Origin of the sequence: Arthrobacter sp. Edens01 (assembly GCF_001307035.1) — a bacterium.
Taxonomy (GTDB): Bacteria; Actinomycetota; Actinomycetes; order Actinomycetales; family Micrococcaceae; genus Arthrobacter_B.
Genome location: NZ_LKIU01000005.1, coordinates 996,816 through 1,008,890 on the forward strand (window position 1 = coordinate 996,816; position 12,075 = coordinate 1,008,890).

Sequence of the window (12,075 nt, forward strand, 5' to 3'; positions counted from 1 at the left end):
TCCGCAGGCACTTCCCCTCCACACCCCCGCGTATGCCAACCGATGACTTCGAATCATCCACATGGCTGACCGGCGCGGTTTTCGCATACGCGATACCGGCCAGACTGGCTGGACCGGCCAACCGCCGGCACTGAACCGCAGGAGAAGGGCAGATTGATGACTGACACCATTACCCTCCGGGGCTACGTTGCGACGGAGGTCCGGACGACAACGGCGGACAGCGGACTGGCCATCGCCGGATTCAGGATGTGCACCACCGAACGGCGGTTCGACCGTGATTCCGGGTTGTGGGTGGACGGCCATACGAACTGGTACTCGGTCTCGATGTTCCGCCAGCTCGCCACAAACGCCGGGGTGAGCATCCACAAGGGAGACCGGGTGATCGTAACCGGCAGGCTGCGCGTGCGGCAGTGGGCAACCGACGGCGGCCGCAGCGGGACCTCGGTGGATATCGATGCCGACGCCGTGGGGCACGACCTCATGTGGGGCACCGCCAACTTCCGGCGGAACATCGGCGAGAAGGCGTCCCTGCGCACTGCGGCTGCAGGGGAGGACGGGGAGACGCAGGGCGGCAACGCATTTGAGGGGGACGTTGATCCGGTAACGGGGGAACTGCTCGGCTCCGGCGGGGAAACGGACTCTACGGGCGGCCTGGATAACCTGGCGGGGTTTGAGACGCAGAGCCTGCCTCACGACGCCGAACCCGAGCCCGCCGCCTACTGACTGGGCAGCTGCGTGGCAGAATGTCAGGGTGAAGGCAGCCAAGCAGGTCAACAGGTTCCGTTTCCGGATTGGCGCCGCGGCTGCCGTCCCGGCCGTTCTGGCGCTGGCACTCTCCGGCTGCAGTCCTGCCCCGCAGCCGGCGGTTCCGTCCGCATCAGAATCCTCGTCAGCAGCCACGGAGGGCAGTCCTGCTCCCGCCGAAGCCGCCCCTGAGCTGTCGGCGCAAGTCCAGGCGGTTGAAGCCGCACTGACCGAGCTGCTGGCCGCCAGTCCTTCCCCGTCGCGTGAAGCGGTGCGGGAGGCCTATGTCAGTGCCGGTTTCAGCCCGGATGCGGTGGAGGTTTCCCAGGACGGCACGCCGACTGGCCTCGGTGTGGACTCGATCGTCTCTGCCGCGCCGGAAGGCAGCGACTGCATCGTCGGCGAGATCCGCGGCGGGAGCCTGAGCATCACCACCATTCCGGTGTTGTCCAACGGTGACTGCCTTCTGGGAGATGACCGCTAGAACGCTCCCTCCCCGGGGCGAATGGCCTCTGGCGCGAGTGCCGCAAATGGCACTTAGTGGCTTCAACCCACTAGCCTGAGAGCATGGCGGAATTTATCTACACAATGACCAAGGCCCGAAAGGCCGTTGGCGACAAGGTTATCCTCGACGACGTAAGTATGTCCTTCTATCCCGGCGCCAAGATCGGCGTGGTTGGGCCGAACGGTGCGGGTAAGTCCACCATCCTGAAGATCATGGCGGGCCTGGACACCCCGTCCAACGGCGAAGCCAGGCTCAGCCCCGGCTACACCGTGGGTATCCTCCTGCAGGAACCGCCCCTGAACGAAGAGAAGACTGTCCTGGGCAACGTCCAGGAAGGCGTCGGGGAAATCTACTCGAAGATCCAGCGCTTTAACGAGATCTCCGAAGAGATGGCCCAGCCGGACGCTGACTTCGACTCGCTGCTCGAAGAGATGGGCAAGCTGCAGGAAGCCATCGACGCCGCTGATGCATGGGACATTGATTCCCAGCTCGAACAGGCGATGGACGCACTGCGGTGCCCGCCGCCGGACTCGGATGTCACCGTACTCTCCGGTGGTGAGCGGCGCCGTGTCGCGCTCTGCAAGCTCCTGCTGCAGAAGCCGGATCTCCTGCTGCTCGATGAGCCCACTAACCACCTCGACGCCGAGAGCGTCCTGTGGCTGGAACAGCACCTCTCCTCGTACCATGGCGCTGTCCTGGCCGTGACCCACGACCGCTACTTCCTCGACCACGTTGCCGAGTGGATCGCAGAGGTCGACCGCGGACACCTCTACCCGTACGAAGGCAACTACTCGACCTACCTCGAGAAGAAGCGTGCCCGCCTTGAAGTCCAGGGCAAAAAGGACCAGAAGCTGGCCAAGCGCCTGGCAGACGAACTGGACTGGGTCCGTTCCAACGCCAAGGGCCGCCAGACCAAGTCGAAGGCACGTCTGGCCCGCTACGAGGAAATGGCAGCCGAAGCCGAGCGCACACGGAAGCTTGACTTCGAAGAAATCCAGATTCCGCCGGGACCGCGCCTTGGTTCCCTGGTTTTGGAAGCCAAGGACCTGCAGAAGGGCTTCGGTGACCGCAAGCTGATCGACGGGCTGTCCTTCTCGCTGCCCCGCAACGGCATCGTCGGCGTCATCGGGCCGAACGGCGTCGGCAAGTCCACACTGTTCAAGACCATCGTTGGACTTGAACCGCTGGACGGCGGCGACCTGAAGATCGGCGAGTCCGTCAAGATCTCCTACGTTGACCAGTCCCGTGGCGGCATCGATCCCAACAAGACGCTGTGGGAGGTTGTATCCGAAGGACACGACTTCATCCAGGTGGGGCAGGTTGAAATGCCTTCCCGCGCCTACGTGTCCGCGTTCGGATTCAAGGGACCGGACCAGCAGAAGAAGGCGGGTGTGCTTTCCGGCGGTGAGCGCAACCGGCTGAACCTGGCGATGACCCTTAAGCAGGGCGGAAACCTGCTGCTGCTCGATGAGCCGACTAACGACCTTGACGTCGAAACGCTCTCCAGCCTGGAGAACGCCCTGCTCGAGTTCCCCGGCTGTGCCGTTGTGGTCTCCCACGACCGCTGGTTCCTGGACCGCGTTGCCACGCACATCCTGGCGTGGGAAGGCACTGACGAGAACCCCGCTGACTGGTACTGGTTCGAGGGCAACTTCGAGTCCTACGAGCAGAACAAGATTGAACGGCTCGGCCCGGACGCTGCCAAGCCGCACCGCGTTACGCACCGCCGGCTGACGCGCGACTAGTCACCGCCATTCGAACAAATACAAAAGCGCCCTGCCAGCCGGCAGGGCGCTTTTGTATGTCCGGCCAGGGAAACTACTGCGAGGCAGGATAATCCGGCAGGCGCAGCATGCCTTCCTGCGCGATGGTTGCCACCAGCTGGCCATCGCGGTTGAAGATCCGTCCGGTGGAGAGGCCCCGGGCTCCTGAGGCACTCGGGGATTCCTGCACGTAGAGAAGCCATTCGTCCACGCGCAGCGGCCGGTGCCACCACATGGCATGGTCCAGGCTTGCCACGGACATTCCCCGGGACGCCCAGGAGATGCCGTGCCGCCGCAGCACCGGTTCCAGGATGGTGTAGTCAGTGGCATAGGCCAAAGCAGCCCGGTGCAGGTTCTGGTCATCCGGCATGGGCCCGAATGTCTTCATCCAAACGGCATTGCGTGCCGTCCGTTCCGGATCAGCTTCGAAGTAAACAGGCTGGGACACATGCCGGATATCCATGGGCCGGTAATAAGACCAGGCCTTGGCTACGGGGTGGTTGAACTGAGCCAAAAGATCGGCGGTGGTGGGAAGCGACTCAGGATCCGGGATGCCTTCGGGCATTGGCTCCTGGTGGTCCAGACCTTCATCGGGAATTTGGAAAGACGCAATCAGGGACAGGATCGGCACACCGTTTTGATAGGCGTGCGTGCGGCGCGCGGAAAACGAGCGGCCGTCGCGCAGCCGCTCCACACCGAAAGTAATCGGCACTTCAGTGTCTCCGGGACGCAGGAAGTACCCGTGCATTGAGTGCATATGCCGGTCCCCGGGCACTGTGCGCGCCGCCGCCACCAGCGACTGGCCGAGTACCTGCCCGCCGAAGACACGCTTGCGCGGCTCGTGCTGCGACCCGCCGACGAAAATATCCTCGTCGGTCTTCGCCCCGCCGGCATCGCTGAGATCCAGGAGGTCGATCAGTGCTGCGGTCGGATCAAAGTCTTCGGCTGGTGCCATGTGGGTGTGTCTCCTAGCGGGCGGTGTTCATCAAGCCCGCCGCAGAATACGTCACGGAGGGCCTGTTTCGAGATTAGACGTATCCGCAGGTAACACCCAACATTTGTGCTGGCCGGGACACCGTCCGGCTCCACCGGCCGCCGGCAGGAAGCAGTGGGGCTGCTGCGCCGGCTGTTCTCCGCCGGACGCGTTTTCGACGCCGCGGCAGACTCCTGAGAAGATGGACAGCATGCCTATCCATCGCTTTCCCATCCAGCTGCGCTTCGGCGACGAGGATTCAAACGGCCACGTCAACAACGTCCGCTACGTGCAGTTCCTGGAGGAAGCCCGCGTAAGGCTCTCACTGCTGCCGCTGGAGCCGGCCGGCAGCCAGGAGTCCGCCGCTGAGGCAGAGACGTTCCGCTCGGTGACGAGGCAGGCGGGAAGCACCGTGGTCGCCCGGCAGGAGATCGAGTATCTGACGCCGCTTACCTACCGCCAGGACCCGGTCTGGATTGAAATCTGGGTAAGTGCACTCGGCGGGTCGAGCTTCTCATACGGTTTCCGCATCATGGACGAGGATGCGGGAACGGTATACGCCGTGGCAGAAGCTGCGATGGTGATGGTGGGGCGTGAATCCGGCCGTCCGGAGCAGCTGACCGATCGGCAGCGCGCCATCCTCGGCAGCTGGGCAGGCGGACGGGTTCCCTTCCGCCGGGAAGCTGCCGGAGCAGCAAAGTGACGCAGGCGCAGAGTCTTCGGCTGGCAGACCCGCAGGTCACAGCCGACCTCAGGAACTTCGTGTCCCGGGCCCGCAGCGCCGACGACGGAGCGGTGCGCCTGCAGGCGGTCGGGGAAGTGCTGGCGGCCTATGTGTGTGTACTGAGGCCGAGGGTTCTGGGTGAGGCCATGCCCACGGTGATCGGGATGCGTGCAATGCCGCTGGGGGTTCCTGCTGAGCTCGACACCACGGTCCAGCTCTCGGCCGTGGCCGACCGGCTGGCGCGGCTGGACTCCGGAGACACAGAGCTTCCAGTTCCGCCCATGACGGTTTCGGAGAGCTGGGCTGGAATCGCTGCTCCGCGTGCGGGGTGGCAGCATGAAGCAGAGGTGGAAGTTTCCCTGCTGGAGCAGGCGGCCCATCGGGGCATCAAGGAAGTTGCTGCCCGGATCCCGGGAAACCCGGGAGCGGCGATGGTCAACAATGTGCGCGTGCCGATCTGGAGCGAGCCGATCGCCGGACTGGCAGCAGAGCTTCCGGCAGGGGCAGCCTTCGCGGCGCTCACACTGGGTTTCCTGCCAAAGTCCGGAACGGCGTCGCTGTTCAGTAACGGACGGTGGCTGCGGCTTAGCACCAGCACGGGCCATGTACTGGTGCGCCCGCCTTCCGTCCTGTTCTAGGCGGAGTTGACCATTGAATGGGCTGCGCGCTCCAGATAGTCCCAGAGCGTGGCTTCATGCAGGGGCGCCAGGTCCAGGGAGTCGACGGCGGTGCGCATGTGGCGCAGCCAGGCGTCGCGGGCTGCGGGGGTAACCTGGAAGGGCATGTGGCGCATCCGCAGACGCGGATGGCCGCGCAGCTCGCCATAGGTCTTTGGCCCGCCCCAGTACTGTTCGAGGAACATCAGGAGCCGTTCCTTCGCAGGCCCAAGGTCCTCCTCGGGATACATCGGCCGCATCAGCGGGTCGTCTGCGACGCCGTCGTAAAAGACGTCAACGAGCTTCACGAACGTCTCGTGGCCGCCGACTGCCTCATAGAAGTTGTAGGCGGGCGCGGTGAAACCGGTACCGGGATTCGACGCCGTGAGCGGCAGTGAAGCGGGACGGGGCTGATCAGTCATTTACGCTCTTCTTCCTGTAATGCTGCGGAACCGGCTGCGGCCCCGGGTTCATCGGCGGGCGGGACAAATTGGCCCTGGGAACGGTTGCCCACTTTGGCGAACTCTCCGTTGCGGATGTACCAGATAACGCCGCGCTCATCCACCAGACGGGTGATGCGGATGCCGACCGACTGAACCGTCCCGGTGGTGTCACCGACCTCGATTACGTCCCCGATGCCGTACTGGTCTTCCATGGTGATGAACAATCCGGCAAGGGCATCCCGGATGACTTCCCGGGCACCGAAACCAAGGGCGATGCCGACAATACCCACGCTGGCCAACAGCGGAGCAATGTTGATGCCCACAGCATCCAGGACCATGATGACCGCGACGGTCCAGATGGCGACGGTGACGGAGCTGCGCAGCAGGGCACCGATGGTGTCCGCCCGCTGGGCACGGCGCTTGTTGTCCAGATTCCGCATTACCGGTTGGGCCCAGCGCAGCCCCTGGGTCCGCAGCAGTGCAGACCCCTTCTGGGCGCGCGCCACCACCTTGGAAATCAGGAAACGCGCGATGAGCCAGACAATCATGGCGGCCAGGATGATTATCCCGCCTTCGAGAAGTCCGCTGACGTCGAAGCTCATCTTAATGGGGGGAGTGTCAGTTGTTGCCGGAAGCTGCACAGGTGCTGGCCGTCCTTCGAAGTTGGGGGGAAGGGTACTCCAAGGGTACTGCGGGAGGAACCTGCAGCAGGATCTGTGGAAGGGACCTCAGTCCAGCGTGAGGGCCGCGTGTTCCACCGGGAAGTTCACGCTGCGGGCGATGAAGCATAGCCGGTGTGCTTCATCATGCAGTGAGGAAGCCAGAACGGGGTCGCCGGTGCCAATGCGGACCCTGGGACGCAGCAGGACGGAGGTGAACTCTCCGCTGCCGTCGCGGTTGAGCCTCAGCGTGCCCTCGGCATTGTCCTCATAGGAGGTGACGCTGATGCCGTTCCTCACCGCCACATGAAGGTAGGACAGCATATGGCATTGGGTGAGGGCGGAGAGCAGGAGCTGTTCCGGATTCCAACGGTCCCGGTCGCCATGGAACGTGGGATCAGCCGTGCCGGGCAGATCCGGCAGGCCGGGGGAGCGGAGCACATGGTCACGGCCGTAGCCGCGGTACGTCTGCGTACCGGTGCCGCGGTTCCCGGTCCATTCAAGGCTGACGCCGTAGCGGTGTTCTGAGAGGTTCACAGCTTTAAGCTACCGTGCGGGACCCCGGTCCGGCGGATCGGACGGGATCCCGCACGACGGCGGCTGGCTGCGTTAGTGGTCGGCGGCCTGTGCCTTGAGGGCACGGACCACGCCGTCGCGGTTTTCGAGCAGCAGACGGCGCAGGGCCGGTGCTTCATCCCCTAGCGAGTCCAGGAAGGCGTCTGTCCGGTCCACGGTCTCCTGGGTCGTCAGGCGGGCCGGGTAAAGGCCCACAACGATCTGCTGGGCGATCTCATGGGTGCGGGTGGCCCACACATCGCGCAGCGAGTCGAAATAGCGTTCGGCGTACGGTTCCAGGAGACCGGTGTCGTGGACCCGGCTGAAGCCGCCGATCGCTGCCCGCTGGGCGGCGTTGGGCAGATCCGAGCGAACCACGATGGCATCCCAGGCGGCAGCCTTGGCTTCTGCTGAGGGCAGGGCTGCACGGGCACCGGCTGCGGCCAGCTGGCCGGTTGCCGTAGCATCCCGTTCCAGCTCGGCGGCGATTTCCGCCTCGCCCATCCGGCCCCCGGCAACGAGTGCGGTGAGCAGTTCCCAGCGCAGGTCCGAGCCAACCTCCAGGCCGTCCAGGACCAGGTCGCCGGAAAGCAGGGCTGCTACCTCGTCCAGCTGCTCCGGGGTCTGGGCATGGGAAGCGAAGGCCTTGACGAACTGAAGCTGCGAGTCAGAGCCGGGTGCTGCACCGCGTGCCAGTTCCCATAGGCTGTCGGCTGCCGCCGCGCTCATGGGTTCGCGGTCCTGCGGTGCCACGTAGAACGTCAGCGTCGTGGCCAGCTGGCGCAGCAGGACCTGCACGACCGATGAGTCGGACTCCGAAGCGATGTTCTGCAGGACGAGTTCAACGTAGTTGCGGGCCGGGATTTCCCCGTCACGCGTTGCATCCCAGGCCGAGGCCCAAACGAGAGTGCGCGGAAGCGATTCGGCGATGTCCCTCAGACGGCGGGTGGCCAGGTGCCAGGAAGCGTCATCCAGGCGGATCTTGGCATAGGCAAGGTCGTCGTCATTAAGCAGGATCAGGTCCGGGCGCTTAAGGCCGGCCAGATCCGGAACTTCGGTGAGTTCACCGTCGACGTCCAGTTCAACGCGGTGGGTGCGACGCAGCTTGCCGTCCTCGGCAGTGTTGTAGAAACCAACGGCCAGCCGGTGCGGGCGAAGCGTCGGGTACTCAGTGATCGCAGTCTGCGCGACAGCGAAGGAGGTGATTACGCCGTCGTCGTCCGCCTCAATGACCGGGCGCAGAGTGTTCACGCCTGCTGTTTCAAGCCACTTGGCGGACCAGTCGCTGAGGTCCCGGCCGCTGGCGGTTTCAAGTTCCGAAAGCAGATCGGAGAGCTCAGTGTTGCCCCACGAGTGCTTGCCGAAGTACTCGCGGACGCCCTGCATGAACTTGTCCTGGCCAACCCACGCCACCAGCTGCTTGAGGACGGAGGCGCCCTTGGCGTAGGTGATGCCGTCGAAGTTGACCTGTACGTCTTCGAGGTCACGGATCTCGGCGACGATGGGGTGTGTCGTCGGAAGCTGGTCCTGGCGGTAGGCCCAGGCCTTTTCCATCGAAGCGAACGTGGTCCATGCCTGCTTGAACTCGGTGGCCTCTGCAGCGGCCAGGGCAGACATGAACTCCGCGAAGGACTCGTTCAGCCACAGGTCGTTCCACCAGCGCATGGTGACCAGGTCGCCGAACCACATGTGGGCCAGCTCGTGGAGGACGGTGATGGCACGGCGCTCAACAGTTGCATCGGGCACACGCCCGCGGAAGACGTAGCTTTCCAGGAAGGTGACGGCTCCGGCGTTCTCCATGGCTCCGGCGTTGAACTCGGGCACAAAGAGCTGGTCGTACTTCTCGAACGGGTACGGGGTGCCGAACTGGGACTCGTAGAACTCGAAGCCCTGCCGGGTGAGCTCGAAGATGTTCTCGGCGTCGAGGTATTCCATCAAGGATTTGCGGGCGAAGACGCCCAGTGGAATGGTGCGGCCGTCGGAACTGGTCAGCTCGGAACGGACGGACTGGTACGGGCCTGCGATCAGGGCTGTGATGTAGGACGAGATCCGCGGCGTCGGCTCGAAGGACCAGGTGGCACTTGGGCTGCCGGAGTCCTCGGCACTGGCATGGACCGGTTCCGGGGTGGGGGAGTTGGAGATGACGTCCCAGTGCTCCGGGGCCTTCACCGTGAACCGGAAGGTTGCCTTTAGGTCCGGCTGCTCAAACACAGCGAACATGCGGCGCGAGTCCGGTACCTCGAACTGTGAGTAGAGGTAGACCTCGTTGTCCACCGGGTCCACGAAACGGTGCAGGCCTTCGCCGGTGTTCATGTAGAAGGCGTCCGCTTCAACCACCAGTTCGTTGCTCGCGGCAAGGTTGGGAAGCTGGATACGCACGCCGTCGGAGACTTCCTGCGGATCCAGGGACACGCCGTTGAGCGTGATCCGGTGGACCTTGGAAGTGACGGCGTCAATGAAGGTGGAGGCTCCGGGCTGTGCGCCGAAGCGCACCACCGTGGTGCTGCCAAAGACCTCGTCGCCGCGGGTCAGATCCAGATTGATGTCGTAGGACTCGACATTAATCAGTTCCGCCCGTTCACGCGCTTCAGCACGGGTGAGATTCATACCTGGCAAGGAAGAGCCTTTCGAAGTGGAGAGATATCGCCGGGGCTGTCAGTGAGTCAGCCCCGGCGTCAAAAGTAACAATTGCAACAATCTCTTACTGAGGGCGGTTCTGCCAAGTGGCGCGGGAAAGAACGCCGTTAGCGGACTATCCCGACTCCCGTTCCCTGCCCGCGTTTCCAGATACCGGTGACGGGCCGATCGCCGGGATTGCCGTACGCGAACTCATGATGCGCCACGGGACGCAGATTACTGTCACTCAAGTACCATCTGTTTCCCCGGTGCACCCCTACGGAGGAGAACCCATCTCCGTTCCAGTCGCCGGCGACGGGAACGTCGCCGGCGTTGCCGTATATGAATGTGCCGTGCGTGGCAGGCCGTATATTGCTGTTGGTGAGATAGAAGCGGTTGCTCCGGCCCTCGGGGCGGGTTACGCCCAAGGTGTCACATCCATCCCCATCCCAGTCACCGGTAATTGCGATGTCCCCCCGCTGTCCAAAGTAGAAGGTGCCATCTACGGGGCCGCTGCTGTTCGAATTCCTCAGAAATACCTTGCCCTGCCGGTAGACGCCGGGCGTGTCCTTTCCATCCCCGTCCCAGTCACCGCATATTGGCTGGTCACCGGTGTCACCGAAATAGAACACGGACGTGCCTGCGGATGAAGAGTTGTTGCTCCTAACAGTCCACTTACCTGCGCGGAACGATGCAGGACTTGCAACTCCGTCACCATTCCAGTCACAGCTCAGTACTTCTTCGGATCTGCTGCCGAAGGGGATGGCCGATGCGCCGCTGTTGCGCAGGTGCCATTCAGCTGACTTGGCGGCGACAGTAATTGACGCAGACGACGCCGAGACGGAGTTGATCTTTACCGTTGTTCCGGTATGCGTTGTGAAGGTCTGACCCGCTTGCCAGGCATGATTGCCGTTGTAGTAACCCGCGAATGGCCGGGTGGAGGGCGGGATGATCAGCGAGTTCACCGCCCAGGAGTTGGCCTTGTCCGCCTTAACGATCTTCACGCCGCGGTTCCCGGATGGCCCTGACTGCAGGTACTGGTCATAACCGGCCGGCTGGCGAAGTTCTATGTAGTAGGTGTCTCCGGACTGTGGATCGGTGAACTTCACCGCCCGGTTGGCGGCAGTGCCGCCCCAGGGACGCAGGGTATAGGTGCGCGGGGTTCCCGCCCGCCCGGCGTCAGCGATTTCGTTTCCGCGGCCAAAGCTGCCGGCGTCCCAGAAATAGGAGTTGATTACCGGCTGGTTGTACTGGGCGGATCCCATCAGGTCCGTTGTGTCCCCGTACTCGCGGCTGCTGCACGCGCCGTCGGTCCAGCGGCCGCCGTTTCCGCTTCCCACGTCCTGGTGTCCGTTTGTGCATTGGAGGCTGTTGGCGTGCAGCAGACCAAGAACATGGCCGACTTCGTGGGTGACAACGTTGTTGGTGAAGGACGACGGGGCGGGCATCAAGATACGTCCGGCGGTTCCGCCGACGGTCCAGCCGCCGCCCAGGATACCGCCGTAGCCGCCGGATTTCAGGTCTGCCGTCGGCACAAAGACCACCAGGGCTGTGTAGGGGTTGTCGACCCATTTCAGTTCCTTGGCGATCTTGTTCATCATCACCGCGTAGTCGTCATTGGCGTTCGCGGTGGAACTGTAGTGGACGCGTTCGGAAGCGATGGACATGGACAGGCGCCCGTTGGACATGGAACGCCAGTAGTTGTTGGCGCTGGTAATGGAATTTCTTGCGGACGGCAGGCTGATCAGGTTCCCGTTGCCGCGCACGGTTGCCCGCACCAGGGTCACCTTGATGTTCCCGGCCCTTGACGGTGCCGCGAGCATGCTTGCGGCACCGCCACGAGCCAGCATGGGTTCGACGTGTTCGTGCTCTGACTCGACTACCGAGCGGATGCTGCCGTCTTCCTCCGTGACCAGCGGGGTGTCAGGTCCCGGAACAACATGCCCTTCGCCGACGGGGACATAAACGTATCCGTCATCCTCCGCACCGGCTGTCTCCGATTCCGTTGCCGGGTGGGGCTCCGGGACAGGGGCAACCGCTTCGCTGGGCGCAGGGACGGGTGCGGGATCGAGAGTCTCCGGAGCAGGCGCCTCAGACGCCTCCTCGTCAGGTAGCTCCGTCCCCTCCGGGGTTGCCTCACCAGTTGCCGAAGGAACCAGGGGATTCTGGACTTCCGGCGGGATTGCAGGCGCCGTCGCCACGGCGTTCGCAGCCGGAAGGCCTCCGAAGGCAAGCGCCGCCGTCAAGGTTGCAAGAAGAGCGAGTTTTCCGATTTTCAATGGTGAATCCTTGCATAGCGTTTACGGCGGTACTGGCGTGTGGACGTGGTTCCGCCGGGAACACTCCAATGCCGGACCTGCCGACGGACGAGACGTTCCCAGCGAAACCACTTGCCTGTGCTGCTATCGGCACAGATGAGCTCCGTGTTACCTGTTTG

The 12,075-nt window shown here is 63.7% G+C and carries 11 protein-coding genes; 5 read left to right on the top strand and 6 right to left on the bottom strand.

The window, feature by feature from the left end:
- Nucleotides 1-156: 156 nt before the first annotated feature.
- The 3 genes from AO716_RS10795 (at nt 157) to ettA (ending at nt 2,994) form a co-directional block, all read left to right on the top strand.
- A complete protein-coding gene (locus AO716_RS10795) occupies nt 157-723 on the top strand; it encodes a single-stranded DNA-binding protein (protein ID WP_055240857.1) in 567 nt (188 codons plus the stop codon).
- A gap of 28 nt (nt 724-751) precedes the next feature.
- Nucleotides 752-1,228: a DUF6993 domain-containing protein gene (locus tag AO716_RS10800; RefSeq protein WP_055240858.1), complete on the top strand. Its 477-nt coding sequence runs from the start codon at nt 752-754 to the stop codon at nt 1,226-1,228.
- Nucleotides 1,229-1,311: 83 nt separating this feature from the next.
- Entirely contained in the window at nt 1,312-2,994 is a 1,683-nt protein-coding gene (gene ettA / locus AO716_RS10805) for an energy-dependent translational throttle protein EttA (RefSeq protein ID WP_055240859.1), read from the top strand.
- Nucleotides 2,995-3,067: 73 nt separating this feature from the next.
- Here ettA and AO716_RS10810 read toward each other — a convergent pair whose 3' ends face one another.
- Complete coding sequence (locus AO716_RS10810; protein ID WP_055240860.1) at nt 3,068-3,967, bottom strand: acyl-CoA thioesterase; 900 nt, start codon at nt 3,965-3,967, stop codon at nt 3,068-3,070.
- Between the two features lie 229 nt (nt 3,968-4,196).
- On the opposite strand from AO716_RS10810, the gene AO716_RS10815 reads away from it, so the two are divergent.
- Both AO716_RS10815 and AO716_RS10820 read left to right on the top strand, forming a co-directional pair.
- Nucleotides 4,197-4,688 (top strand): acyl-CoA thioesterase, encoded by a 492-nt coding sequence (locus AO716_RS10815; protein WP_055242159.1) that lies wholly within the window; start codon nt 4,197-4,199, stop codon nt 4,686-4,688.
- Nucleotides 4,685-5,347 (top strand): hypothetical protein, encoded by a 663-nt coding sequence (locus tag AO716_RS10820; RefSeq protein ID WP_055240861.1) that lies wholly within the window; start codon nt 4,685-4,687, stop codon nt 5,345-5,347. Before AO716_RS10815 ends, AO716_RS10820 begins: the two co-directional genes overlap by 4 nt.
- Here AO716_RS10820 and AO716_RS10825 read toward each other — a convergent pair.
- The 5 genes from AO716_RS10825 to AO716_RS10845 all read right to left on the bottom strand — a co-directional run bounded on the left by AO716_RS10825 (nt 5,344) and on the right by AO716_RS10845 (nt 11,917).
- Complete coding sequence (locus AO716_RS10825) at nt 5,344-5,787, bottom strand: globin (protein ID WP_055240862.1); 444 nt, start codon at nt 5,785-5,787, stop codon at nt 5,344-5,346. The genes AO716_RS10820 and AO716_RS10825 overlap by 4 nt on opposite strands.
- Nucleotides 5,784-6,410, bottom strand: a complete 627-nt coding sequence (locus tag AO716_RS10830; protein WP_055242161.1) for a mechanosensitive ion channel family protein — start codon at nt 6,408-6,410, stop codon at nt 5,784-5,786. Before AO716_RS10830 ends, AO716_RS10825 begins: the two co-directional genes overlap by 4 nt.
- A gap of 126 nt (nt 6,411-6,536) precedes the next feature.
- Nucleotides 6,537-7,004 (bottom strand): OsmC family protein, encoded by a 468-nt coding sequence (locus AO716_RS10835; RefSeq protein ID WP_055240863.1) that lies wholly within the window; start codon nt 7,002-7,004, stop codon nt 6,537-6,539.
- Nucleotides 7,005-7,076: 72 nt separating this feature from the next.
- Nucleotides 7,077-9,629 (bottom strand): aminopeptidase N, encoded by a 2,553-nt coding sequence (gene pepN, locus AO716_RS10840; RefSeq protein WP_055240864.1) that lies wholly within the window; start codon nt 9,627-9,629, stop codon nt 7,077-7,079.
- Between the two features lie 137 nt (nt 9,630-9,766).
- Nucleotides 9,767-11,917, bottom strand: a complete 2,151-nt coding sequence (locus AO716_RS10845) for a zinc-dependent metalloprotease family protein (RefSeq protein WP_055240865.1) — start codon at nt 11,915-11,917, stop codon at nt 9,767-9,769.
- Between the last annotated feature and the right edge of the window lie 158 nt (nt 11,918-12,075).

Bases quoted from the DNA above. Each gene is read 5' to 3' on its own strand.
- AO716_RS10795 (WP_055240857.1), top strand. From the start codon at position 157: ATGACTGACACCATTACCCTCCGGGGCTACGTTGCGACGGAGGTCCGG.
- AO716_RS10810 (WP_055240860.1), bottom strand. From the start codon at position 3,967: ATGGCACCAGCCGAAGACTTTGATCCGACCGCAGCACTGATCGACCTC.
- ettA (WP_055240859.1), top strand. From the start codon at position 1,312: ATGGCGGAATTTATCTACACAATGACCAAGGCCCGAAAGGCCGTTGGC.
- AO716_RS10815 (WP_055242159.1), top strand. From the start codon at position 4,197: ATGCCTATCCATCGCTTTCCCATCCAGCTGCGCTTCGGCGACGAGGAT.
- pepN (WP_055240864.1), bottom strand. From the start codon at position 9,629: ATGAATCTCACCCGTGCTGAAGCGCGTGAACGGGCGGAACTGATTAAT.
- AO716_RS10830 (WP_055242161.1), bottom strand. From the start codon at position 6,410: ATGAGCTTCGACGTCAGCGGACTTCTCGAAGGCGGGATAATCATCCTG.
- AO716_RS10825 (WP_055240862.1), bottom strand. From the start codon at position 5,787: ATGACTGATCAGCCCCGTCCCGCTTCACTGCCGCTCACGGCGTCGAAT.